Origin of the sequence: Bacillus sp. AFS059628 (assembly GCF_002571225.1) — a bacterium.
Classification (GTDB): domain Bacteria; phylum Bacillota; class Bacilli; order Bacillales; family Bacillaceae_G; genus Bacillus_A.
Genome location: NZ_NVEC01000073.1, coordinates 38,098 through 62,746, shown reverse-complemented (window position 1 = coordinate 62,746; position 24,649 = coordinate 38,098). Strand labels below are relative to the sequence as shown.

The window sequence follows — 24,649 nt, the reverse complement described above, 5'->3', positions numbered from 1 at the left end:
TATGAAAACCATTTATGAGTTAAAACAAGCAATGGCAACAATTGGCCAACAATTGGCGAAAACAGAAAATGAACTGGCTACAAAGGCTATGGATCCATCAGCTTCGTTAAATGATATCAAAGTATTGCAAACATCAAAAGCAGACTTACAAGCTCGCTTTGATGTTGTAAAACAACAACATGATCAACTAGAAGCAGAACAAACAGCTAAATTTGCTCAACAGAAAAATGTTATTACTGGTATTGAAGATCCGAAACAAAAAGAAGTAGCGGCAAAAGCAGAATTTATTCGTGCGGCAGTACAAGGTCGAGCAGTATCAGATGATGTTAAGGCTTTAATTGCTTTACCAGCTGGTAATTCAACGGGAGGCGATAAGTTTTTCCCAACAAATATGCAAAAGGAATTGGTACATGAGCCTTTTGCGAAAAATCAATTACGAGAAGTTTCTCAAGTAAGTGCGATTAAAGGCTTAGAATTACCTAAAATTTCATACACACTTGATGATGATGATTTCATTACAGATGAAGAAACAGCGAAAGAAATGAAGCTTACAGGTGATACTGTGGCATTTGGGCGTAATAAATTTAAGGTGAAAGTAAAAATTTCTGATACAGTTATTCATGGTACCGATGTTGAACTCACACAATATGTAGAAAATGCATTACGTTCAGGATTAGCCGCGAAAGAGAAGAAGGATGCACTAGCAGTTACACCGAAATCTGGTTTAGGGCATATGTCATTCTATAATGGATCTGATGTAAAACGTGTGTCAGGTGAAGATTTATTTGAATCTATCACTAATGCAATTGCGGACTTACATGAAGATTATCGTGAAAATGCTAAGGTTGTTATGCGATATGCAGACTATTTAAAAATTGTTAAATCGTTATCTAACGGAACAACAAATTTCTTTGATACACCACCTGAAAAAGTAATGGGTAAACCTGTAGAATTCGTTGACGCGGCAGTAAAACCGATTGTAGGAGACTTTAACTTTTTCCGTATCAACTATGATGCAATGACATATGACACGGATAAGAATGTGGATTCAGGAGAATATCTATTTGTATTAACAGCTTGGTATGATCAAAAACGTTCTTTAAACTCTGCATTCCGTATCGCAGAAGTTAAAGTTACGCCCTAATCCGCCCCAAACTCCAACAGGATTAAAAGTTGATTCTGCAACAGTAACAACGGCCAACATTAGTTGGTCTCCTGTTGTGTATGATGGGGGCATTAAAGAATATCAAATATTACGTAATGGCAAACAAGTAGGAACGTCAGTAGCAACAACTTATAAAGATACAGGGTTAACAGGTGATACAACATATTCTTATCAAGTGAAAGCTGTTGGGAATAACGGATTAAGTTCAACGTTAAGCGTTGAATTATCAGCGAAAACAAGTGCTTCAGGATCGTAGGTGATACCATGCTGGAGCTTATAAAAGGAAAATTAAAAATTGATGGGAATGAAGAGGATATAATTATCCAACTTCTAATTGATGGAGCAAAAGAAGTCTTACTAGGTTCTGGTGTTCCTGAAAGTGACAAGGCCCTTTACAAAATAGCGGTAATTACGCATGTTTTATTAAACTATGAGAATCAAGATAAATCATTAAATGTCCCTGCGTTAAAACAGTCATTAGAAACTACCATATTACAATTAAGGGACTATAATAACGGTGATAATCATGAATCCAAGTAAATTAAATAAAAGAATAACAATTCAACAGGAAATCACAAATAAAAAAGATGAAGAAGGGAATCCAATTCCACCAGAATGGAAAGATGTTGTCACTGTTTGGGCAAGAGCAAAAACACCATTTGGAAAGGGATTTAACTATGAAATATTCGCTGGAAATACCGAAAATGCGGTACGTACAGTGAATTTTTTTATGCGATTTCGTAGGGGAATTGATTCGAAAATGCGAGTTTTGTATGATGACCGACTCTTTGAAATAAAAGCTGTTGTAGATGTTGATGAGCAACATAAAGAGACATGCTTGGTGTGCGAGGAGCGATCTATATGGCAGAAGTAACAACCTTTGGGATACAAGAAGCTATTCAACGTTTTGAAGCTTTAGGAAGAAGTGTAAAAACAATTGAAAACTCAGCATTAAAGAAAGGTGCTGAGGTAGTAAGGGATGCTCTGGAGGTAGAAAGTCCAGTAAGTGCACATCCGAAACCACCTTCACCAAAAGAATCATGGAGAACAGGTAAACATGCAAAGGACGAGGTTTTTGTTGGAAAAATAAAAACTCGGAATGGAGTCAAATCAATTAGTGTGGGGTGGGAAAGAGATGATAATTCCCCCCACTTTTATATGAAATTCCAAAACTGGGGGACCAGTAAAATGCCATATCCACCACATAAAGGGTTTATAGAGAAGACAGTAACTCACACGGAAGTAAAGGCAGTTCATGAGATGCGAAATGTCTTTGCAGCAGCGTTGCATATTGTATGAGATTTTTAGAAAAAGATGTGTTACGTGCACTTACAACGCCTTTTATTGTAGAAAAAATTGGTGGAGAATATATCTACAATATGGTTCGTGGTGACGATAACGGAAAAACATGGATTACTTATTCTGAGTTAGATAATAGTGCTAGCAGATACGCGGAGGGTGCGGAATCTACTAGCACTATTTTATTTCAAGTAGATATTTGGTCCTTTAGCCCTGTGAAGGGTGATTTAAAAGAAGCGGTAAACACTTCTATGAAAAATATAGGATTTCAGCGTATTACAACAGCAAATTTATATGAACCAGATACGAAAATCTATCATTATGGTATGAGGTTTCGTACAGAATTAAAAATTTAGGAGGAAAACAAATATGGCAATTGCAGTCGATTTTAGAGATTTACATTATGCGATTTTGACAGAAACACCAGATGGTAAGTTTACGTATGCAGCACCTAAGAAAATTGGAGATGCAGTAAGTGGCAAGGCTTCACCTAAAAATGAATCCGTAACGTTCTATGCAGAAGGAGGGCCGCTAGCAACAGCAAGTGCCTTTGGTGGTGTAGAAATCGAATTAGAAACAGCGGATATTTCATTATCTACTTACGCTGAACTATTAGGAAAGAAACTAATTAAAGGTCAGGTAATCGATAATGTAAATGATGTTGCTCCATATGTAGCGTTATTATACCGTTTACCAAAAGACAATGGGAAAAACCGTTTTTATTGCTACTACAAAACGAAATTTGAAATTCCTGAAGATGAGCACAAGACAGCTGAAGATAAACCAACTTTCCAATCGGCTAAAATTAAATGCAAAGCGATCCAACGTTCAGATGGAAACTGGAGACATCGTTTAGATGAAGAAGAAACAGGATATGATGCAACCGTTGCAGCGAATTGGTTTAAGACAGTTCCAGCACCACCAACAGAAACAGCACCAGCATTAAGCAAATAAAATTATAAAAAGGGTGCAGCTCAATGCTGTGTCCTTTATTTATGAAGGGAGATTCAATTATGCAAGAAAATCAAAAGACAGAATCGTTTAAATTGGTTTTAAATCTACCCACTGGTAAAAAAACTTTCTTTTTACCAACATACATTTCGTCTACTGACGGTTTTGAAGCAGCTGAATGGACAGAGAAATTGAGTGTTGAGAATGTTCACTTTGATGTACTAAAAGAAGCTACTCATTTTGTTGTTAAAGTGTTTGGGAATCGATTTACAGTGGAAGAGTTTCTTGAAGGAGTACACATTTGGTTTTTAACATCAACTATCTATGCAATTTGTTTAGCGATTGTAGGTCGTATTGCTGAGGCTGTGGCAGTTATTAATGCTATTGATTCAAAGACTAATGCAGCAAAAAAAAAGAGACAGAGGAACAGAAAGAACCGTTCAAACCTACAGAAATGATGTTTGGGATATATAGTATGTTACAAGATTCTGGCATGTCCCAAGCGGATATTAATCAGATGGATCTAGTACTTTTCTTTAAAACGTTAGCTTATAAGAAAAAGCAAGAAGATAAAAATGTAGTCCGTACAGCAAATCAAGCACCAGATTGGTTGTAAAGGTAGGTGAGATAAATGGCTGGAGATATGGAAATTGGCGCACGAGTCACGTTGGATACCCAACGTTTTGAAAATGGAGTAGCAGGAATTAATCGTGGTTTACGTTTATTAGATTCAGAGTTCAATTTAACGAGTGAAAGAGCTAGATTACTTGGTAATTCTGTTGAACAGTTACAAAATAAGTTAACTCATTTGAATGAAAAATTCACATTACAAGGACAAAAGGTAGAACATTACCGCCAAAAGATTGAACAAGCAAGACAAAAACAAGAACAATTACAAGCTTCAAATTTAACATTGGCGGCATCTATGGAACGTCTTGAAACACAGTATGATCAGGCTGTACAAAATTTCGGACGTAATTCCCAAGAAGCCAAACAATTAAAGCAAGAATTAAAACAACTTCAAGCTGAATACACATCTAACGGTCAAGCACTTCAACGATTAAATACGCAAATCGATAACAATACGATTGCTATGAATCGTGCTGAAACAGCTCAAGAGCGGATTCAAAATGAAATAAGAGAAACGAATCGTGAATTAGCCGAGCAACAAAATCGTTTTCACCGTACCGGGGAACGGATGCACGATACAGGAAATAAAATGCAAGATGTAGGTGGACAGGTTGGTACTACCTTTGCAGCCATGACTGGAGTTATTGGTGCTGGACTTGCGATGGCTGTAAAGGAATCTATGAATTTCGAGCAGAAGATGGCTGATATTCAAGCAGTTTCTGGTGCAACTGGCGATGAAATGAAGAAAATTAGCGAACTTGCAGTACAGATGGGAGAAAAAACAAAATATTCATCTGTGGAAGCAGGGCAAGGTATTGAAGAGCTAATTAAAGCAGGGGTAAGCCTCACTGACATTATTAATGGCGGTTTGGAAGGAGCTTTAAACTTAGCGACAGCAGGGGAATTAGAATTGGGAGATGCAGCAGAAATTGCTTCGACAGCTCTAAATGCATTTAAGGATGATAACTTATCGGTAGCACAAGCAGCCGATCTATTAGCTGGTGCAGCAAATGCTTCAGCAACTAGTGTTGGAGAAATGAAGTTTGGGTTATCAATGGTTTCAGCGGTTGCAGCTGGTGTGGGACTTAGTTTTAAAGATACAACAACAGCATTAGCCTTATTTGCACAGAACGGGTTAACATATAGCCCCGTTGTGGAGAGATTCGCAGCGTAAAGGACGTGAATTCGGTGGAAGCTAAGGCGAAAGCTATGCTAATACCGAGCCAAGCTGGATAGGAATATTCAGAAGGTGTAGAGACTAGAGGGAGTAAACGAGAACCGTCGAAACCTCCACGAGCGCGTTCCATCCTAACGTAAAAGGCGAGGATGATGATATAGTCCGATACTCCAATGAAAGTTGGAGAATATGAGATAAAGAGCTCATATATAACGAATGTAAAAGGTTCTGATGCAGGTACTTCATTAAAAACCATGCTAGCAAACTTAATTCCTAAATCTAACGAAGCATACGATATGTTTAGTGATTTGGGATTAATAACAATTGATACTGGAAAAGCAATGCAGTTTCTTGGAGAAAAAGGTATTAAACCAACTTCAAATTCATTTAAAGATGTAACTGGTGCTTTATCTGAATACGCTGCAAAACAAGCCGGTGTGAAGGTTGGATCTGAAAAAGCAGAGAAGGCGTTCCAAAAGTTGACTTTTGAAACTGGTATTATGACAAATGCCTTTTTCGATTCAAATGGTAATTTGAAAGAAATGTCCGATATTGCTGAAATTCTTCAAATGGCGATGCAAGGATTAACGGCTGAGCAAAGACAATCATATATGTATACATTGTTTGGATCAGATGCTATTCGTGCAGCAAATATTCTTTATAAAGAGGGTGCAAATGGCGTTAAAAACATGTATACAGAAATGTCTAAGGTAACAGCATTAGAAGTTGCTGAGACAAAGATGAATACAACAAAAGGAAAAATCGAAGAATTAAGTGGTGCTGTAGATACTCTTAAAAAGTCATTTGGTGATGCGTTATTGCCTATTTTGGTTGATGTAGTATCTGGTGTTCAGGGGGTCGTAGATTGGTTTAATAATTTAGACGAATCAACACAACAAATGATTGCAAAAAGTGCTTTATTGGCTTTTGGGATAGCAGGGGTAACAACAGCTGTAGGGTTTTTAGCAATGGGGATAGGTGCTTTATTAGCAAACCCGATTGCTTTAGCTATTACTGGAGCTGTTCTTGCTGTGGGGGCGCTAGGTATAGCAATAGTTGATCTGAACGAAAAATCCAAACAGGCACAAAATGATATGGATAAGTTTGGTCAAAGAGTAAGTGACGCAACGAGTAAAGCAGCTGGTGCCTATGTGGATTTAAAGGATAAAGCTATCAATAACATGATGGATTTAAAACTTAAAACAGGTGAAGAAGCGAATAAAGCAGCGGACGAAACCATTAAAGCTTTTCAAAGAATGACTAATGAAGTCATTAAAGAATTAGAAGGAAAGAAAAGCGAATTTAATAAAATGTTTAGTCAGTTAATGGGGACTGTCCCTGAGAGCGCAAAACAAACCTTAGAACAGGTGAAAAATAATGTCATTGAGTCCATTAATAAAGAGATTGAAGTTGCTACACAAGCGGAAAAGATTTTAGAAGAGGGTATTAAAAGGTATCAAGGTGATACCATGAAAATGCCGAAAGATTTCGCTCAAAAATTCGAACAAGCCTTACAGGTTGCTGATAAAAACGTTCAACAATTTTACACAAAAGCAAAGGAAATCACGTCTATTTCGAAAGAAATCGAAGCTGGCGGTATGCTTTCTTTAGATGCTGGAAAAAAACGGTTTGAAAGCATCATAAAGGTATATGAAGATGGTGTTAAATCTTTAGAAAAGCAAACCAAAGGTTGGCGCGAAAATGTAGAAAAAGCGTTTAAATTAGGTGAAATTAAACCGGAAGAAAGAAAAGCGACATTAGATGCTATTGCACTTTATGAATCAAAACATGTAAATGACTTGCAGACTATTAGAAATGATGGATTTAAAGTGTTGCAGCAACATATGAAGGAAGAAGATGCTGAAGTCTTAGCGTCACAAGCCAAAAGGATTGAAGCGGAGGATAAAGGGTGGAGCGCACGATTTAAAGCAGCATATGGATTTCGAGAAAAAGCAGCTGATATAGAGCAAAGATTTAGAAGTGATCAAGAAAAGGCAGAAAAAGATTATCAAGATAAATTACTTCAGTATGAGTTGCAATATGGTAAATCTAAAATTGAAAGCATAGGAATGTATCTTTCTGAATTAAAAAAGGGTACAGAGTCATCTAGATTGTTAGCCGAATCAATGGCAAAAGAAATTGATGGCAAAATGAAAATTGATTTGGGACCAGCTGGACAATTCACAATTGATACATTTTTACAGAAGCTTCAAAAGGGTGAACTGGATTCTTCAGCTGTAGCAACCGCAAATGCTAATAAATTAAAAGAAGTTTATAAAGTGGATTTATCACAAAGTGGTATTGAATCCATGCAAAAATGGATTGATGGTATTAAAACAAAAGATACTGGTGAAGTAAGAGAATTCCTAAGTAAAAATATGCAAGGTAATACCACAATCGATTTAGGAATCTACGGGAAAATGACAATGGACTCGTGGATTACAGGACTTCAAACAGGGACTTTATCTTTTGATACTGTATTCCAATTCTTTCAACAAAACGTTAAAAATGGAATGAATGTTGATGCTACTCAAGAAGGTCAGAATAACATTCAAACTTTAATTAATGGAATGCAAATTAGGGCATTATCTTTACCACAAGTCGCACAGACTATGGGGCTAGATATTAAAAGTAATGTTCAAGTGGATCTTGGTGAAGCTGGACAATTTAATGTACAGACACTTGTTCAAGGTATGCAAAACGGTTCCATCAACGCTGAATTAGCAGCGAAAGCAATTGCTTTACTAGTTGAAAATGGAGCGAAGTTAGATTTAACGCAAGTTGGATTTGATATCAGTCAAACGCAGGCTAATGGTATTGCTGGTAATACAGCTCCTGAAAATGCGGCAACAGGAAAGAAACAAGCCGTAGAGGGTATCATGGGAAGTACTACAGATGGTGGTGGTGGAAGTAAGAGTGGAAGCGAACTAGGGCAAGGTATTATAAGTCAAGATGGTTATATCAGGGGGAGCGCTTTGCAAGTGGTTGCTAGTGCTCATACCGGTTTTAACACAATCAATGGTAACCCAGCAGGTAATCAAGGTGGACAAGGTGTGGGAAGTGGCATTGTTAATCAAAAAGGATATATCAGAGGAAGTGCTCTAGAAGCTGTAGCTTCGGCTCATGCTGGTTTTAATACAGTCAATGGTACTCCACAAGGTCAAAAAGGTGGTAGCCAGTTTGCACAAGGTATGGAAAATACAAAAGGGCAAGCGAGATCAAGTGGTTCTAATGTAGCAGAAAGCGGTAATTCTGGTCTGAAAAGCGTTAGTTCGGTTAGTCCTGGTGAAGCGTTTGCGAGTGGATTTGCTAAAGGTATTTCTAATGGTGAATGGAATGTACAAACTGTAGCGTCTAGTTTAGCACGAGGGGCATTTGAAGCGTTAAAAGCTACATTAAATGTGAACTCTCCATCAAAGTTAACTAGGGATCAAGGAGGTAAACCTTTTAGTGAAGGGTTTGCTCTAGGGATTCAAAAAGGATCTTATATGGCTGAACGTGAGAGTCGTACGCTTGGTTCAAGGGCAAATAATGCTTTAGTAAATGAATTAGCGTTAGGTAGCAGTTCAAATAAAATGCTATTTACAGGCGTTCAAATGGCAAGCGGAATTGCAGAAGGGATTAAAACGCAATATTCTGTTGTACGGGATGCATTACAAAATACAGTATCTGGAGCTATTGATAGTATTCGTTCTATAAAACCAGAAGAAATATTTAGTTTCCAAGGTGATGATCCATTAACAAAGTATTTTAATGCTATCTTTGTGGATGGTGATTATCTAAACGATTGGATTACACATATCCCTGAAAGTATGCGTGATGCGGTGAGAGAAATCGGGCGTCAAATGGAACGATTTGAAGGACTTTCAATTCATGATGTTGGCAACCTTTCTAGATGGAGAGAAGTGTTATCTGACAATCCTAATGTTATTCAATATAGACCTGACAATGATAATCCTGATAAACAGCCATATACAAAATCAGAACCTACTTATATTGAAATTCCCGTCATACTAGAAGGTAGGGAAATAGCGCGTGTAAGTCATCCGTATGTAACTGAATATCAAAATAGGGCACAAGCAAGAAACTCAGTCTTTTAGATTTGGGTTTCTTTTCTTTTTGTAAAAGGAGGCAAACAATGAGTTCTTTTGTATTTAATGGGGAACGAAAAAGTTATATTCACATCAAAAGAGGATGGAGTCCACCGACATGGGCGCCTTTAAGGAGGAATTTTCTGAAGACCCCTGGGTATCCAGGTGCAAGGCTATTAAGTACAGATACTGAACCTCGTCCTCTTCCTGTACCTGTGGGAATTATTGTTCCAAATGGGACAAATCTAGAAACATTAAAAGAAGAAATAACGGAGTGGCTTATTACTGAAAATCCAGCAGAACTGATTTTTGATGTAACACCAGATAGAACATATATGGCAATTATAGACGAAGATTTTGATATTGATAAATTTGTAGATATTGGACAAGGGACTTTAAAATTCATTTGTCCTATGCCTTATAAATTAGGAAAAGTACAGATTCATGCATTTAAAAGAGAAGCAACTACAGAGGTTACTTCTTATTTCGTAAATAAAGGGAGCGTAGATGCACCTGCTTTAATTGAAATTGAAGCATTGGAACCGAGCACATTTTTAGATGTATGGTATGGTCCATATCCAAATGAACGGGATTATTTCCGCATTGGTTATCCTCAAACAATTAATGAAACACCAGTACAAGAGCGGGAACGTGTAATGTGGGACGATATGTCAACAACTATAGGATGGACTCCTGTTACTGGACAATTCGATGATATGAAAGGAACAGGTGAACTTAAAGTAAAAGATGGAACAGCACTTTACTGTCCATATTATGGGCCGGAAGGAACAGCAGGGTTTCATGGTGGCCTTGCTAAAAAAAATATCCCTGGTGGTCCACTGCAAGATTTTGAGTTAGAAGCCTGGGTGCATTTACAATCTAAAAATGCAGATCAAATGGGACGTGTGGAAATCATTTTGCTTGATGAAACGAGCAATATGGTAGCGCAGATTAATATGAGCGATTTATATTGGGATGCCGAAATTACTAAAGCGCATGCAACAATTGGTGATAATGCAGTTCCAGGAAGTAGACGCCTATTAGTCGAGACAAGTGGTGCGCATCCAAATACATTTAATAATTTTTATGGAAGGTTACGTATTGCACGAAGAGGAAATGAATGGTCGGTTTATGTTGCGAGATTTCGAGATGGAACAGAAATTGATGATGCATCACTAGTTGAACGTTGGATTGATGAAGTAGGAAACCCAATGACAGGCCGTAAAGTTGCACAAGTTATGATTGCTATTTGTCGATGGGACAGAAATACGCCCGTTTATACAATGCAAATAGATGATTTAAAGATATGGAAAGTTAATAAAGTACCATCTAATACGAAACCTTATATTTTCGAAGCCGGAGATAAAATTGTTATCGATACAGAAAGAAGCTTAGTTACGATCAATGGAATAGACGCGATTAACTTAAAAGATTTTTTTAGTAATTTTCCGACAGTAATACGAGGTGAGAATCGTATCGATATCGTACCACCAGATGTAAATGCAACAGTTAGTTATAGGGAGAGATATAGATGAGAACACCAAGCGGAATTTTGCATGTCGTAGATTTTAAAACAGATCAAATCATATCAGCTATTCAACCGAAAGACTATTGGGATGATATTCGTCATTGGGAACTTAAAAATAATATAGACACATTAGAATTTAAAGTATTTGACGGAACGCCTCACGCCATTGCTTTGCAACAACAGAATTTAATTGTAAAAGAGGTCCGTGATGGTCGAATGGTTCCATACGTGATCAACAATGAAGTGGAAAAAGACTCTAACGATCGGTCGATTACAGTTCATGCATCTGGTGCGTGGGTACAAATAGCGAAAGACGGTTATATTATGCCGCAACGTATAGAAGGTAAAACCGTTAATGAGTTTATCGATATGGCTCTCGTAGGGATGAAATGGGAGCGCGGAATAACAGAGTACGCTGGATTCCACACGATGACAATTGACGAAATTATAGATCCGCTTACATTTTTGAAGAAAATTTCCGCATTATTTAATTTGGAAATTCAATATCGTGTAGAGGTAGTTAGTTCTAGGATTACTGGTTGGTACGTTGATATGATAAAGAAACGTGGTAGGGAAAACGGTAAGGAAGTAGTTTTAGGCAAGGACTTAGTTGGTGTGAGACGAATCGAACATTCACGAGACGTTTGTACAGCTCTAGTAGGTTTTGTTAAAGGAGAAGGCGATAACATTATTACGATAGAGAAAATTAATAACGGCCTTCCTTATATTACAGATAGTGATGCATTCCAGCGTTGGAATGAAAGTGGGAAACATAAATTCGGATTCTACACACCGGAAACAGAAGACCAGAATATGTCTCCTGAGCGACTTATGACTTTGATGAAAACAGAGTTTAAAAAGCGTGTAAATACATCTGTTTCTTATGAAGTAGAAGCTGAATCTATAGGGCGTGTATTTGGATTGGCGCATGAATTGATTAATGAGGGCGACACAATTCGAATTAAAGATACGGATTTTACACCTAAGCTATACCTTGAAGCACGGACTATCGCCGGTGATGAATCCTTTACTGACCCTAAACAGGATAAATACGTATTTGGTGATTATCGTGAAATTGTTGATTCGAATGAAGAATTAAGGAAGTTATACAATAAAATTCTTGGTTCTTTAGGAAATAAGGCTAATAAGGAACTGTTAGAACAACTAGAAAAATTGGTGGAAGAGAATGAAAAAACGATTGAGACCATCCGAGAAGAGTCTAAAGCAGTTAAAGAGTTAGCTGAAAAAGTCCAGGAAAATTTAAAAAATAATACGGTAAATATTATTGAATCTAAAAATCCACCAACCGATAACCTTATAGTAGGTAAGACATTATGGCGAGATATTAGTAACGGTAAACCTGGTATTTTAAAAGTATGGAACGGAGAAGGTTGGGAGCTTCTTATTCCTGATGTGGAATCAATAAAAAAAGAAACACTGGAGCAGGTTAATAAGGATATTCAATCTACAAAAGAAGAATTAGATAAAAAAGTAGAAGAAGCTCAAAAAGAGACAAATGGACAATTCAAGGAAGTAACAGAAAATCTTCAGGAAGTTTCTCTAACTATTAAAAATGTACAAAACTCTCAAGGTGAAATAGATAAAAAAGTTACTAGCTTGCAGCAAACTAACGAAGGTTTCAATAAATCTATTGAAGCATTAACAAAAAAAGATGGTGAGATCACTGAGAAATTAAATACAGTAGTAGAGACTTCCGAAGGTACAATAAAGAAAATCTCTGAGGTGCAGCAAACAACAAGTGAGCTTAAGAAAACAACAACTGAAATAGAAGAGAAGGCTGGAAAAATCACCGAAAAACTTACAAGTTTAGAGACAAGAGAAGTTAAAGTCCGAAACTATGCAATTAACTCGGATTTTTCGAATGATAAAAACGGATGGAACGGAATCACAAATGCGGTTACTACTAAAATTGTCGATGTTACAGTACCAGGTGTTCCAGAAATCAAGAAAGGTTTGCAGTTAACAAGTAATGGCGCTTTTGTCACTCAGATTTTACAGACAGAGCCTTTTATAAATAAAAAAGGGGTTGCTTCCTGCTATGTGGATGTAAAAACAGTAACCTCTACATCTGAGTATCCGCGTTTGTACATGCGGTTTACTTATGACCAAAATGGAAAAGAGCAAAACTATTATTCTATTTTTCCACAAAAAGAGGTAACAAATGGTTGGAAACGAATTTCAGTTAAATTTGATACGACTAAATATACAGGTACTTTGAAAGAGGTACGTGTAAATATAGCGACTGCCAATACAACAACTGTAGATGCAACGTTTACAGGAATAATGGTTACATTCGGAGACTTACTTGAATCTTGGAATCTTGCTCCTGAGGATGGAGTAACACAAGGTACTTTTCAATCTAAAACAACCGAGATTGAAAAAAGTGTGGATGGTATTAAAGAAAGCATTAAAACGGTAGAAAAAACACAAACCTTTTTTGATGAACGTGTTAACACTGTAGAAAAGAATGCTGAAGGAACAACTGCAAGTGTGAAAAAATTACAGGAAACACAAACGCAACAAGGAAAGCAGCTGAGCGAAGCTACTTCAACAATAGAACAACATTCTGAAGCGTTGAAATTTCAGCTGGAAATGAAAGATGTGGAGGAATATGTAGGTGGTCTTAATTATATAAACTTAATTCTTAACTCTGTATTAAAAGAAAATATAAAACACTGGTATGTACCAACAGAAACAATCAGAGACGTTTCAGTTCTTTATAAAGGTGCTGTTTCATTTAGAACGATTGCTTCTGGTCTTACAGTTGATTCGTATAAAGGTGCAACTCAAACAATCATAAATAACGGAGATAACTGGGACTTCGTTTATTCTGCCTATTTTTATACAGATAACAAAGCTAGCGTTGATAAAGGAGCAATGATCGAAGTTATTTGTCTGGATGGAAACGGAAATAGATTGAAAACCTATCAACAAGAAATAACTTTGGTGCAAGGTGTATGGGCTCGTTCGTTTGTAACAGGACAAGTTGTGGCGGGTACAAAATCAATACAAGCAAAACATTGGCTTAGACGAAACGGTCGTTTATGGGGGGCTCAACCGCTGTTTCAATCAGGCGATAAACCTTCTTCATTTATGGAGAATCCTGTTGATATTGTGGATAAAGATAAAATCATGGAAGAATTGGCCGACAAGATAGCAACTGAAGATTATACTAAAAAAGTAACAGAATTAGAAAGAAGTATCAGTGCAAATAAAGATGGCGTTTCAATTATCTCTGGAAAACAAGAAACGTTTATAAATGAGACTTATAAAGCTTATGTAACGAAAACAGAATCTAGGTTAGAAGTTTTAGATGAAGGGATTCTAGCGCAGATTTTAAAGGATGGTATCATTACTTCTATCAATATGTCACCTGGTAAGATTACAATTGATGCCGATAAGCTGAATATTAATGCCGATACAATGGTGAAGTGGCTAACTGCAAAAGGTATTGATACGAATCTTATTAGAATTAATGGTGATAAAATAACCATCGATAAAAACGGTGTAACTGTTAAAATGCTAGATTTCCTATTCCAAGATGAATGGGGAACGAAAACAACCGCAGTATCAAGACGAAACTTAATAGCAGATCCAGACTTTTCTAGTGTTAAAAAGAAAAACATTAATCATCCCGATTATTATGGGTTTGAAGGTGGATATGGTCTTACTTGGAAGTCGTGGGGTAATGTCGTAATAGAAAAGAATACATCTATATTTGATTACGAGCAAATGGTGAATGCTGCAAGGGTAGATATGTATAACTATCCAGAAGCTATTGTAAACAATGGAATTCATCCTGGTAACGAATATACAGTTTCTGCTCACTTTAGAACATCTATGATAAATGGTGTACGTAAAACAGGGAAACCACGTTTACATGTATGCTGTGTGAAGTTTAGAGATAATGTTTCCTATGATATATGGAATGAACAGAAAATGGACTTCCCCGAACCAAGTACTTTCTATGGTGAAATTAGGAGATATTCATTCACTTTCAAAGTACCAACAAACTATATACCGCAAGAACACGCATTGATTATTAAAGTTTATTCTGGAAGTGCTGATATAAGTAAAGGGACAGCAATTTGTGTAAGTGGTGTAACGCTATACAGTGGCAAATATGCATCTATGTATAATTGGGATCGTGCTGCAGCAGAAAGAGCAGATGGCATTCAGCCGTTTAACGCACTTGCTATAGGTGGTGTAAATAATAATATAGCTCCATCAGCAGACGGCCAAACATTTGATATAAGTACAGAAAAGGATGTAAAGGTTTATTCTAATATAAGAGCAATGCAAGGAATTAATTTAGGTGGCGGTGGATTCCAACAATGGGGGCATATTCGTTTTGTAGAAGGAAATCGAGGGTTAGGGTTCTATGTCTGCAACTCTAATGGATGGCATTTCAATGCTCTCGGATAGAAAGGAGTAATAGTACATGAATCAGAATCAAAATTCACCTGTTGCACCTCCTCAACCTGGGGATGTAACGCAGTTTATGGGCTATCTAGTAGACTTAGAAAGATCAGATAATGGAGTCTTCGTAAATATTCCAATCAATATATTGGATAACGCGGGACTTGCAAATGGCATGAATACGGTTGAAGTATGGAGGGAATGGGATGGAACTGTTTGCCTGAGAATTGCAACAAAATGCGAAATATGTAAACGTGGTGCACGTGTATATGAACTAGATATGGGATTTGCGAAAAAGCACATTTGTATAGAATGTTATACATCGCTTACGGGGAATTATCCATCACAAAAACCACCAACTAATGAAAATACAATACAAATAGAGAAGGAGCAGCTATAAGTTGTTTTTTGTTTTGAACAAAATACGGCTTTTACAACAAACCAAAGCGTGCAGAAGCAGGCTTTTTTATTTTTAGAAAAGGAGTTGAACCAATGACGATTGAAATTGGTGTGCTAATTGCGGTGTTATCCCTTGCGATTAGTTACTTGGCGTATTCTTTAAACAAAACAAAGTCCATCAAATCTGATGGTCAACAAAGTGCGGAAATGAAAGCGGAATTAGGATATATCCGTAAAGGTGTTGATGATATCCGTATCGATTTAAAAGCTAGTGAGAAACAAATGATCGCTCTTGGAGAGCGTGTAACACGAGTAGAAGAAAGTTCTAAACAAGCGCATAAACGTCTTGATAATTTAGAAAAGGAGGCTAATTAAACATGAAAGAAAAACTTAAAAATCGAGGGTTATGGGTTGCTCTATTTGCTTTGTTAGGGATGGTATTAATGGATACTATCCCTCATTTTAATTTAGGAAGATATCAGGAATATGTAGATATAATCTTATTCATTTTAGCTGCTGCGGGTGTTATTTCTAACCCGTCAGCTGGTAAATGGTTTGCTGATAATCATAACGAAGGAGAGGATAAGTAATGGGACACATTATAGATATTTCAAAATGGAATGGAAACATTAATTGGGATGTAGCAAAGCAATATATTGATTTCATCATCGCTCGTGTACAAGATGGTTCAAATTATGTAGATCCATTGTATAAAGGATATGTACAAGCCATGAAGCAACATGGTATTCCTTTTGGTAACTATGCATTCTGTCGCTTCGTTTCTGAAAATGATGCACGAATAGAAGCTCGTGACTTTTGGAATCGTGGAGACAAGAGCGCGACAGTATGGGTTGCGGATGTGGAAGTAAAAACAATGAATGATATGAGAGCGGGCACACAAGCATTTATTGATGAATTACGCCGATTAGGTGCTCAGAAAGTTGGTTTATACGTTGGTCATCATATGTATGCTCCGTTTGGTATGGCAAATGTAAAATCTGACTTTGTTTGGATTCCTCGTTATGGCGGTAACAAGCCAGCTTATCCATGCGATATTTGGCAATACACCGAGACAGGAAATGTACCAGGTATCGGAAAGTGTGATTTGAACAAATTAATTGGTAGTAAATCATTATCTTGGTTTACAGGAGAGAAACAACCAGAACAAGCTATTGCCAATGGTGGCTATCAATATGTTAAATCTGGTGGTTTTGGTATTTCATTGGTTCAGGAAGTCGTAAATGCTATGAATGAGCGTGGAACAAAAGGGAAGGTCGTCTCTGATCCATTAACTGGTTTAGCGTACTTACAAACTGAAATACTACCTAATGGCGAGCTTGATAAGATTACAGCTTGGATGGATGAAAGAAACTGGTGGTACGAGTACATTAAAAAATAAAACAAAAGAATAGTTTGGTGTATAAAAAAGTCGCCCTAATTGAACGGCTTTTTTATACACGTTTACTTTTGCTATATCTTACTACATTATAACGACTATGACATAGTTATTGTATTTGGTTTCTATTATAAATTGGTATTAAATAATTTAATTGAAGTGCATTGCATTTCTACCCATTCATTTGCTATATCTTGCTCGATTCCTTCTATATCAATTAGTACTATACTATCATAGACATTTAGTGTTGCTAAGTTATCCTCACTGTTATAATCTAGCTTAGCGATGACTTTAAAGCCTTCCTCATTCTGAATTATTGCATTTGCATTTTCATCTGAAAAGGCTATATTTGTATTCCATATAAATTCATCATCTATATCTATTTCGACATTATAGTTTTCATTTTTTTCTGGTTTATCGCCATCCCACTCAGCGATAAATTGACTGCTATCAACTTGAACTAATACTTTATATCCATCTAATAACTTTTCTGATATATCTACTATTTTTACATTCATTGTTTATTACTCCTGTATTATTTTTTATAGGGTACTCTAACTATGTAACAGCAAATAAAGCCTATGTGTATGTGAGGTAAAGTGAAAAAAGGCTCTCAGTTAAGAGAACCTTTTTATCTATCTTCAACGCCATTCTATATCATCTGAATCAAAGTAGCAGCAGGTACCCTAATTCCTTCTAATTGATTATTTTTAGATACAAGCCAATTGTTTTCATCCAATAGGATTGGATTTACATCATCTGAAGGTGGATTATTTTCATAATTTAGATTTTCGTTATTCCCCACATACTGAATTCATAATGATATTCCGTTCTTTCGATACATACGCCGAATTCTAAATCATCACCAACTAATACAAAATCCGCATACCCAGTTAGAAATCTTGATATGGTTGATAACTCTTCTAAATTATCAAATACTTCAGCAATGTTTAGCTTAACTGCTTCAATTTTACCACCCTTAGAGAAAAAGAGTCTCCCTTGGTTAACTGGAAATTTAATGGTTTTAGCTGTTTCTTTTAACAGCGCTATTGATAGTCTTCCGTTTTCTTCATAATCAGTGCTACCAAATTTTTTTATGTTTGAATTTTGTTCTAGCGTATTAAATAATTCTTTACAAAATAAATCATTAGATTCTGCATCCATAAATGAGTCCATAGAAATCGTAACAATATTAGAAAGTTCATCTATCAGTTCTTTTCTACTAGCGTTTCTTTTTGCCTTCATTTTTAGAATTTCGATTCGGCTTTTATTCATATTACTCAAAGCTTTTCACACCTTTAGTTTCTTATTTTTTTCCTTTTTTCTTGTATCCTTCAAAATCTTCCGGGTAATGTCCAGGGTGTTGATTATATCTTCCTTTTTCCAGGGGGCTTCCTTTTTCATCGTCTGCAGTATGGAAATGGGAACCCCTTCCCATTTTATCTTCTCTATGCTCAATTATATATACTTTTTCATTCTTAATATTAGAATATTCTTCTACCCACCTATGTTCGCTAGTTCCATCAAAGATTTGAGTAGGTTTTTGGCGTGGAGTAGAGTTTGGGATTCCGGCGTTACGTCTAGCTTTACGATATGCGCCATTACTAGTTAATAATTTGTCTTGTCTCTCAAGATGAGCTTTATAATTTTCAGTAGCTCTAGCAGTTTTAGCAGCTTTAGTAGCTTGAGCTGCATCCGCAGTCATTTTTACACCTTTTCCAACTTTAGCGAGTTTTCCAAGAGGTGTGATTCCAGCTACTGCCATTCCGCCTGCAAAAATTCTATCCCAGGTTGAAAGTTTTTCGCCAGTAGATGGATCGACACCATCCCAAGCACGTCGAATATCATACTCACCAGTTAATTCACCAGTAATATCTCGAGCTAGTTTACCGCTATCAAAGCCTTTTTCTTCAGAAGAAGGCTTACCACACATTGCCCCTTCTTCCATTGTAACATCTTGATTATCTGTGTTACGGAATTTTTCAGCAATTCGTTTTAAATCTTCTTCCACTTGTATAATTGAATTGATAGATGTAAAAGCTTTTGGTCTCGCATCATTGAACATTTGAACGAATTGTTGATTAGAGGCACCAATCCATTGAAAACACAATTGATCAATTTCATTACATAAATTATTATGTATAGATTCTAATGCGATTCTGGTATTATTTGCACGATTAGCAACTTCTTCTAGCATTTCAGGTGTTACTTTGATTTGGACCATTTTTTTCCTCCCTTTCCCCAATTAAAATTATGAGATAAAAAGAAAAAAATGTAAATACGGAAACTTTAGATTAATATAATAATATTCGCGTGAAATAGAATCTGCTTAATTGTAAATGAAGTCTATATATGTTAAATATTTTCTTACAAAAGAATAGTTTTATGAACAAAATTATTATCTGGTTCTATATGTAGATAATTATATATTGATTTTCATCTTTATAAATGTTAGTGTAAATATACACCGTTTCTTATTTATCTATGAGTACTGTCTGTAGAACGAATAGAATAATTTGAAAAAATCCCCTTTTGCACCTATATGCAGAAGGGGATTTTAATATTTATGAGATTTAAAATTTACTTTTGGATAATGCTTTTAATATTGGATTTATTATTCTACTCAACAAACGAAATGCGTTAAATATTGAACGAGTGACTTTCATAGAGGTAGAATTTCTTTTTATTTTAAACACCTACTTTTTATGTACTAGTTATATTTTTTCTGTAGAATTTAGTACCTGTTCCTTTTAGGATCAATGTGTTTCCGGAATCAGCTTCAGCTTGCCTGAATTGCTCTATCTGTTGTAACGATGCAATTGTATTAGATTATTTTTTTTCGCAAGCAAATCCGTCTTTATCACGATCTAACTTAGCGCTGTATGCCGGATGAGAAGATGGTACTCCATTCGGGTATTTTTTTCGTAATTCTGTACAATTTGAGAAACTTTCACTAGCATCGCTGTTATTAATGGTAGATTTACTAGTAGATTCCTGTTGTTTTTGAGCTTCCTCAAGTTTACGTTGTTCCTCTTGTTTTTGAGCTTCCTCAAGTTTGCGTTGTTCCTCTTGTTTTTGAGCTTCTTCTTGTTTACGTTGTTCCTCTTGTTTTTGAGCTTCTTCTTGTTTACGTTTTTCTTCAGCAGCCTTTTTCTCTTCTTTAGCTTTTATTTCCTGCTCTTCTTTTTCCTTTTCACTCTTCTCTTGCTCTTGTTTTTCTTTTAATACTTTTTCTTCAGTTCTTTTTTTATCAATTGCAGCTCTTTCTTCTGGATTTATTGACTTATTAGCAAATACACCTGTTAAAATAAACGAAATGAATAATATCGGTAAGAAAATTAATATAACTAGACCTCTTGTTTTTTTGTTGCCAAAACGAATTACTTTCCCTGGTTTAATTAGACCTATAATCAATGCAATTATTGCTAGCACTGATAATAGTAAAAATAAAAATGTTAATGCACTAAACAAATAAAAAACCTCCTAGATGAAATAATAACGATATTATTATATCAAACTTTAGAGATGTTAGGGTTGTTTATGAAATAATAAAATATATACTTTGGAATTTTTGCTTCCATATTATGAAGTTATAACAATTTAACTAAGCATGATTTATATATAATAGAAGAAATAAAAAATTCCTTCTTTTGTTATCACCCTGTTGGAGTCAACCTCATGCGCCTAATGGCAACAAAAAACATCTACTTCGTTCCATTCGGTCAAGATGCACCAGAGAAAAAACCGAACTCAATGGTAGCTCGCATGGAGCTACTGGAAGATACAGTGTTAGAAGCGCTGCAAGGGAAGCAATTGCAACCGGTTGTCGTAGAAAAATTCAGATATATGAATTAAGAAACGAAAAAAAACGGACAATTTTTGATGAAACCATCATTCTTACTGTAGAATATGATAAAATTAACGTTATTAAGATTAGAAGGGGTATTGTATACTCCTTCTGATTCTAAGTTATAGAAGGATTGGTATCTAGAAAGGGGCATAGTGATGGAAAAGCAAAAAACTTTTCATGTCGCTGTAGTTGGAGCAACCGGCGCAGTTGGTGAACAAATGTTAAATACTTTAGAGAAACGAGAATTTCCAATCGGGAAATTAACGTTACTTTCATCTAAACGATCTGCAGGTAAGAAACTTGTATTTAAAGGCGAAGAATTTACAGTTCAAGAGGCAACTCCTGAAAGTTTTGAAGGAGTAGATATCGCACTATTTAGTGCTGGTGGATCTGTATCAAAACAATTAGCGCCAGAAGCAGCAAAGCGCGGTGCGATTGTTGTTGATAATACAAGTGCATTCCGTATGACAGAAAACGTGCCACTTGTTGTACCTGAAGTAAATGAAAATGACTTAAAAGAACATAATGGTATTATCGCAAATCCAAACTGTTCTACAATTCAAATGGTAGTAGCTCTTGAGCCAGTTCGTCAGCAATATGGTTTAAAACGAGTAATCGTTTCCACATATCAAGCTGTATCAGGTGCTGGTGCGGCAGCGATTGAAGAACTTCATGAACAATCACAAGCAATCTTAAATGGTGAAGAAGTGAAGGCGAATGTTTTACCTGTATCAGGTGATAAGAAACATTTCCCAATCGCTTTCAACGCGATTCCACAGATTGATAAGTTCCAAGATAATGGATTTACATTTGAAGAAATGAAAATGATTAATGAAACGAAAAAAATTATGCATATGCCTGAATTAGAAGTAGCAGCAACATGTGTACGTTTACCAGTTGTATCAGGTCACTCTGAGTCTGTTTACATCGAAGTAGAAAAAGAAGGCGTAACAGTAGAAGAATTAAAGAACTTACTTGCAAATGCGGAAGGTATCGTTCTGCAAGATAACCCAGAAGAGCAATTATATCCAATGCCAGCTACTGCAGTAGGTAAAAACGAAGTATTTGTTGGAAGAATCCGTAAAGATTTAAATAACGATAAAGGATTCCATCTTTGGGTCGTATCTGATAACTTATTAAAAGGCGCTGCATGGAATTCTGTTCAAATTGCAGAGCGCTTAGTAAAATTACAATTAGTGTAAACGGCTAAGAGAAGGTGCAAAATATGAAAATTATTGTTCAAAAATTTGGTGGCACATCTGTACGTGATGAAAATGGACGTAAGCATGCGCTTCATCATATAAAAAAATCGCTAGATGTGGGTTATAAAGTAGTTACTGTCGTATCTGCTATGGGTCGTAAAGGTGAACCATATGCAACGGATACTTTGTTGAGCCTTGTAAATCAAGAGGAATCTCACATTTCTAATCGTGAGCAAGATTTGTTATTATCATGCGGAGAATTAATCTCAGCAATCGTTTTCTCTAACATGTTAAATGAGAACGGTATAAAAGCAGCGGCATTAAATGGTGCACAAGCTGGTTTTGTAACAAATGATGATTTTACAAATGCTAAGATTATTGAAATGAATTGCGATCGTATACATGAAGAGCTAGAAAATGTAGATGTAATCGTTGTTACAGGATTCCAAGGGCAAACGAAAAAAGGTGATACGACAACACTTGGACGCGGGGGTAGCGATACTTCAGCTTCAGCGTTAGGTGTTGCGCTTCATGCTGAATTTATTGATATCTTCACAGATGTAGAAGGTGTTATGACTGCGGATCCTCGCATTGTAAAAGATGCACGTCATCTTCAAACTGTAACGTATAACGAAATTTGTAACATGGCTTACCAAGGTGCAAAAGTGGTTCATCCACGTGCAGTTGAAATTGCGATGCATGCGAAAGTGCCACTTCGTGTACGTTCTACGTATTCTGATAGTGAAGGTACGCTTATTTCAGCATCTGACGGTGCGACAAAAGGTCGTGATGTAGAAGAACGTCCTGTTACAGGTATCGCACATGTATCAAATGTGACGCAAATTAAAGTGCTTGCAAAAGAAACAGCATATGATTTGCAGCAGCATGTGTTTAAAGAAATGGCGAATGAAGGAATCAGTGTCGATTTAATTAACATTTCACCTACTGGGGTAGCTTATACGGTAAGTGATAATGTTGCAAATCGTGCAGTTGAATTATTACAAAACCTTGGATACGAGCCAATTGTGACAGAACATTGTGCAAAAGTATCTATTGTAGGAGCTGGAATGGCAGGATACCCAGGGGTTACTGCGAAAATCGTTACAGCTTTAGCTGAAAAAGGTATTCAAATTCTGCAATCAGCAGATAGTCATACGACAATTTGGGTTCTTGTAAAAGAAACGGATTTAGTGGAGGCTGTAAATGCATTACATAGTGCGTTTGAGCTTTCAAAAGAAAAGCAACTGGAACAATAAGGAGTGAGACCATGATAGATTTTGGGACAATTGCAACCGCGATGGTAACTCCGTTTGATAAAAACGGAAATATCGATTTTGCAAAGACAACGAAATTGGTAAATTATTTAATAGATAACGGTACAACAGCAATCGTGGTAGGAGGAACGACAGGAGAATCTCCTACATTAACTTCAGAAGAAAAAGTAGCGTTATATCGCCATGTCGTATCTGTTGTCGATAAAGGGGTGCCCGTAATCGCTGGAACAGGTAGCAATAATACGCATGCTTCTATTGACTTAACTAAAAAGGCGACAGAAGCTGGTGTTGATGCAGTAATGCTAGTAGCACCGTATTATAACAAACCGAGTCAAGAAGGAATGTATCAGCACTTTAAAGCAATTGCTGAAAGCACGCCACTTCCGGTTATGCTATATAACGTTCCAGGACGATCTATTGTACAAATCTCTGTTGATACAGTTGTTCGTTTATCAGAAATAGAAAACATTGTTGCGATTAAAGATGCAGGCGGCGATGTGTTAACAATGACAGAAATCATTGAAAAAACAGCGGACGACTTTGCAGTATACAGCGGTGATGACGGTTTAACGTTACCAGCTATGGCAGTTGGAGCGAAAGGTATCGTTTCTGTAGCATCTCATGTTATCGGAAATGAAATGCAAGAAATGATTGCAGCATTCCAAGCAGGTGAATTTAAGAAGGCGCAAAAATTACATCAATTACTTGTAAGAGTAACGGATTCATTATTTATGGCGCCAAGCCCAACACCAGTAAAGACGGCATTACAAATGGTTGGATTAGATGTAGGTTCTGTACGTTTACCACTTCTTCCATTAACAGAAGAAGAAAGAGTAACGTTACAATCTGTTATGCAATCTATCCCTCGTTAATAAAAAATGACCTAGTGTAGAACTAGGTCATTTTTTTATAGGATGAAAATCTTTTCTCACCTATATGTGTTCTTATTTAGATCATTAACTGTTTCTTCATTATGAATTGCAACATGTATAAGAAAATAATCGTCCTCTTGAAATGAAGCAAAAACGAAAGTGGTTATAGAATAAACATTTGTACAAACGTAATAAACCACCGCTTCTGTTTTTTTAGAAAAATCCCCTCAAATGTGACGTAATTCATAAAAAAACTCCATTTTGTAAGTGTTTTTGTTCAATTCTAGGAAAATAAGTCTTGAAAACACATATTATGAAATTAATTTAGTGTAATTATGGCTATTTCTTCAAAATAATATGGAGTATAAAATCGAA

The 24,649-nt window shown here is 36.2% G+C and carries 22 protein-coding genes and 3 pseudogenes; 21 read left to right on the top strand and 4 right to left on the bottom strand.

The annotated features are described in order from the left end of the window. Position 1: 1 nt before the first annotated feature. The 17 genes and pseudogenes from COL05_RS23435 to COL05_RS23355 all read left to right on the top strand — a co-directional run bounded on the left by COL05_RS23435 (position 2) and on the right by COL05_RS23355 (position 17,079). Entirely contained in the window at positions 2-1,144 is a 1,143-nt protein-coding gene (locus tag COL05_RS23435; protein ID WP_098670327.1) for a phage major capsid protein, read from the top strand. Next, the gene (locus COL05_RS31055; RefSeq protein WP_142337630.1) at positions 1,107-1,421 is read left to right on the top strand and encodes a fibronectin type III domain-containing protein; all 315 of its coding nucleotides are present in this window, start codon (positions 1,107-1,109) and stop codon (positions 1,419-1,421) included. The genes COL05_RS23435 and COL05_RS31055 overlap by 38 nt, the downstream gene beginning before the upstream one ends. A gap of 8 nt (positions 1,422-1,429) precedes the next feature. Then, positions 1,430-1,705, top strand: a complete 276-nt coding sequence (locus COL05_RS23425; RefSeq protein ID WP_098670326.1) for a head-tail connector protein — start codon at positions 1,430-1,432, stop codon at positions 1,703-1,705. Continuing rightward, positions 1,692-2,039, top strand: coding sequence for a phage head closure protein (locus tag COL05_RS23420; RefSeq protein WP_140161590.1), 348 nt, complete (start codon positions 1,692-1,694; stop codon positions 2,037-2,039). The genes COL05_RS23425 and COL05_RS23420 overlap by 14 nt, the downstream gene beginning before the upstream one ends. Beyond that, on the top strand, positions 2,027-2,464 hold the full coding sequence (locus COL05_RS23415; RefSeq protein ID WP_098670325.1) for an HK97-gp10 family putative phage morphogenesis protein: 438 nt from the start codon (positions 2,027-2,029) through the stop codon (positions 2,462-2,464). The genes COL05_RS23420 and COL05_RS23415 overlap by 13 nt, the downstream gene beginning before the upstream one ends. Then, a complete protein-coding gene (locus tag COL05_RS23410; protein ID WP_098218084.1) occupies positions 2,461-2,820 on the top strand; it encodes a structural protein in 360 nt (119 codons plus the stop codon). Before COL05_RS23415 ends, COL05_RS23410 begins: the two co-directional genes overlap by 4 nt. Before the next feature lie 13 nt (positions 2,821-2,833). Continuing rightward, on the top strand, positions 2,834-3,418 hold the full coding sequence (locus COL05_RS23405) for a major tail protein (protein ID WP_098670324.1): 585 nt from the start codon (positions 2,834-2,836) through the stop codon (positions 3,416-3,418). 59 nt (positions 3,419-3,477) lie between these two features. Then, complete coding sequence (gene gpG, locus COL05_RS23400; RefSeq protein ID WP_142333780.1) at positions 3,478-3,873, top strand: phage tail assembly chaperone G; 396 nt, start codon at positions 3,478-3,480, stop codon at positions 3,871-3,873. A gap of 17 nt (positions 3,874-3,890) precedes the next feature. After that, positions 3,891-4,031, top strand: a complete 141-nt coding sequence (locus COL05_RS23395) for a hypothetical protein (RefSeq protein ID WP_000938713.1) — start codon at positions 3,891-3,893, stop codon at positions 4,029-4,031. Positions 4,032-4,046: 15 nt separating this feature from the next. Then, positions 4,047-5,183 (top strand): annotated as a pseudogene (locus COL05_RS23390) (phage tail tape measure protein); the annotation flags it as partial. Positions 5,184-5,518: 335 nt separating this feature from the next. After that, the gene (locus COL05_RS23385) at positions 5,519-9,322 is read left to right on the top strand and encodes a phage tail tape measure protein (RefSeq protein WP_373605328.1); all 3,804 of its coding nucleotides are present in this window, start codon (positions 5,519-5,521) and stop codon (positions 9,320-9,322) included. Between the two features lie 38 nt (positions 9,323-9,360). Further along, on the top strand, positions 9,361-10,848 hold the full coding sequence (locus COL05_RS23380; RefSeq protein ID WP_098670322.1) for a distal tail protein Dit: 1,488 nt from the start codon (positions 9,361-9,363) through the stop codon (positions 10,846-10,848). Continuing rightward, positions 10,845-15,287 (top strand): phage tail spike protein, encoded by a 4,443-nt coding sequence (locus COL05_RS23375; RefSeq protein WP_098670321.1) that lies wholly within the window; start codon positions 10,845-10,847, stop codon positions 15,285-15,287. Before COL05_RS23380 ends, COL05_RS23375 begins: the two co-directional genes overlap by 4 nt. Positions 15,288-15,303: 16 nt before the next feature. Further along, positions 15,304-15,681: a hypothetical protein gene (locus COL05_RS23370; protein ID WP_098670320.1), complete on the top strand. Its 378-nt coding sequence runs from the start codon at positions 15,304-15,306 to the stop codon at positions 15,679-15,681. Positions 15,682-15,773: 92 nt separating this feature from the next. Then, on the top strand, positions 15,774-16,055 hold the full coding sequence (locus COL05_RS23365) for a hypothetical protein (protein ID WP_098670319.1): 282 nt from the start codon (positions 15,774-15,776) through the stop codon (positions 16,053-16,055). Positions 16,056-16,057: 2 nt separating this feature from the next. Next, complete coding sequence (locus tag COL05_RS23360; protein ID WP_098670318.1) at positions 16,058-16,270, top strand: hypothetical protein; 213 nt, start codon at positions 16,058-16,060, stop codon at positions 16,268-16,270. Further along, the gene (locus tag COL05_RS23355; protein WP_098670317.1) at positions 16,270-17,079 is read left to right on the top strand and encodes a GH25 family lysozyme; all 810 of its coding nucleotides are present in this window, start codon (positions 16,270-16,272) and stop codon (positions 17,077-17,079) included. Before COL05_RS23360 ends, COL05_RS23355 begins: the two co-directional genes overlap by 1 nt. A 125-nt stretch (positions 17,080-17,204) precedes the next feature. Here COL05_RS23355 and COL05_RS23350 read toward each other — a convergent pair whose 3' ends face one another. The 4 genes and pseudogenes from COL05_RS23350 to COL05_RS32370 all read right to left on the bottom strand — a co-directional run. After that, complete coding sequence (locus COL05_RS23350; protein ID WP_098670316.1) at positions 17,205-17,594, bottom strand: hypothetical protein; 390 nt, start codon at positions 17,592-17,594, stop codon at positions 17,205-17,207. A gap of 265 nt (positions 17,595-17,859) precedes the next feature. Further along, positions 17,860-18,360 (bottom strand): YxiF family protein, encoded by a 501-nt coding sequence (locus tag COL05_RS23345; RefSeq protein WP_098200689.1) that lies wholly within the window; start codon positions 18,358-18,360, stop codon positions 17,860-17,862. A gap of 22 nt (positions 18,361-18,382) precedes the next feature. Further along, positions 18,383-19,300 (bottom strand): WXG100 family type VII secretion target, encoded by a 918-nt coding sequence (locus COL05_RS23340; RefSeq protein ID WP_098670334.1) that lies wholly within the window; start codon positions 19,298-19,300, stop codon positions 18,383-18,385. Between the two features lie 605 nt (positions 19,301-19,905). Next, positions 19,906-20,028, bottom strand: a pseudogene (locus COL05_RS32370) (excalibur calcium-binding domain-containing protein); the annotation flags it as partial. Between the two features lie 714 nt (positions 20,029-20,742). Between COL05_RS32370 and spoVFB the strand changes: the two are divergent. The 4 genes and pseudogenes from spoVFB to dapA all read left to right on the top strand — a co-directional run. Next, a pseudogene (gene spoVFB, locus COL05_RS23330) lies at positions 20,743-20,931 on the top strand (dipicolinate synthase subunit B); the annotation flags it as partial. 150 nt (positions 20,932-21,081) lie between these two features. Next, a complete protein-coding gene (gene asd, locus COL05_RS23325) occupies positions 21,082-22,128 on the top strand; it encodes an aspartate-semialdehyde dehydrogenase (RefSeq protein WP_000414848.1) in 1,047 nt (348 codons plus the stop codon). 23 nt (positions 22,129-22,151) lie between these two features. Then, on the top strand, positions 22,152-23,384 hold the full coding sequence (gene dapG, locus COL05_RS23320; RefSeq protein ID WP_098670314.1) for an aspartate kinase: 1,233 nt from the start codon (positions 22,152-22,154) through the stop codon (positions 23,382-23,384). Positions 23,385-23,395: 11 nt separating this feature from the next. Then, positions 23,396-24,274, top strand: coding sequence for a 4-hydroxy-tetrahydrodipicolinate synthase (gene dapA / locus COL05_RS23315; protein WP_098670313.1), 879 nt, complete (start codon positions 23,396-23,398; stop codon positions 24,272-24,274). The last annotated feature ends 375 nt before the right edge of the window (positions 24,275-24,649 follow it).

Coding starts and splice junctions, on each gene's coding strand:
- COL05_RS23395 (WP_000938713.1), top strand. CDS start 3,891: ATGTTACAAGATTCTGGCATGTCCCAAGCGGATATTAATCAGATGGAT.
- COL05_RS23405 (WP_098670324.1), top strand. CDS start 2,834: ATGGCAATTGCAGTCGATTTTAGAGATTTACATTATGCGATTTTGACA.
- dapA (WP_098670313.1), top strand. CDS start 23,396: ATGATAGATTTTGGGACAATTGCAACCGCGATGGTAACTCCGTTTGAT.
- COL05_RS23365 (WP_098670319.1), top strand. CDS start 15,774: ATGACGATTGAAATTGGTGTGCTAATTGCGGTGTTATCCCTTGCGATT.
- COL05_RS23415 (WP_098670325.1), top strand. CDS start 2,027: ATGGCAGAAGTAACAACCTTTGGGATACAAGAAGCTATTCAACGTTTT.
- gpG (WP_142333780.1), top strand. CDS start 3,478: ATGCAAGAAAATCAAAAGACAGAATCGTTTAAATTGGTTTTAAATCTA.
- COL05_RS23425 (WP_098670326.1), top strand. CDS start 1,430: ATGCTGGAGCTTATAAAAGGAAAATTAAAAATTGATGGGAATGAAGAG.
- COL05_RS23435 (WP_098670327.1), top strand. CDS start 2: ATGAAAACCATTTATGAGTTAAAACAAGCAATGGCAACAATTGGCCAA.
- COL05_RS23375 (WP_098670321.1), top strand. CDS start 10,845: ATGAGAACACCAAGCGGAATTTTGCATGTCGTAGATTTTAAAACAGAT.
- asd (WP_000414848.1), top strand. CDS start 21,082: ATGGAAAAGCAAAAAACTTTTCATGTCGCTGTAGTTGGAGCAACCGGC.
- COL05_RS23350 (WP_098670316.1), bottom strand. CDS start 17,594: ATGAATGTAAAAATAGTAGATATATCAGAAAAGTTATTAGATGGATAT.
- COL05_RS23385 (WP_373605328.1), top strand. CDS start 5,519: ATGTTTAGTGATTTGGGATTAATAACAATTGATACTGGAAAAGCAATG.
- COL05_RS23340 (WP_098670334.1), bottom strand. CDS start 19,300: ATGGTCCAAATCAAAGTAACACCTGAAATGCTAGAAGAAGTTGCTAAT.
- COL05_RS23355 (WP_098670317.1), top strand. CDS start 16,270: ATGGGACACATTATAGATATTTCAAAATGGAATGGAAACATTAATTGG.
- dapG (WP_098670314.1), top strand. CDS start 22,152: ATGAAAATTATTGTTCAAAAATTTGGTGGCACATCTGTACGTGATGAA.
- COL05_RS23380 (WP_098670322.1), top strand. CDS start 9,361: ATGAGTTCTTTTGTATTTAATGGGGAACGAAAAAGTTATATTCACATC.
- COL05_RS23360 (WP_098670318.1), top strand. CDS start 16,058: ATGAAAGAAAAACTTAAAAATCGAGGGTTATGGGTTGCTCTATTTGCT.
- COL05_RS23370 (WP_098670320.1), top strand. CDS start 15,304: ATGAATCAGAATCAAAATTCACCTGTTGCACCTCCTCAACCTGGGGAT.
- COL05_RS23410 (WP_098218084.1), top strand. CDS start 2,461: ATGAGATTTTTAGAAAAAGATGTGTTACGTGCACTTACAACGCCTTTT.
- COL05_RS23420 (WP_140161590.1), top strand. CDS start 1,692: ATGAATCCAAGTAAATTAAATAAAAGAATAACAATTCAACAGGAAATC.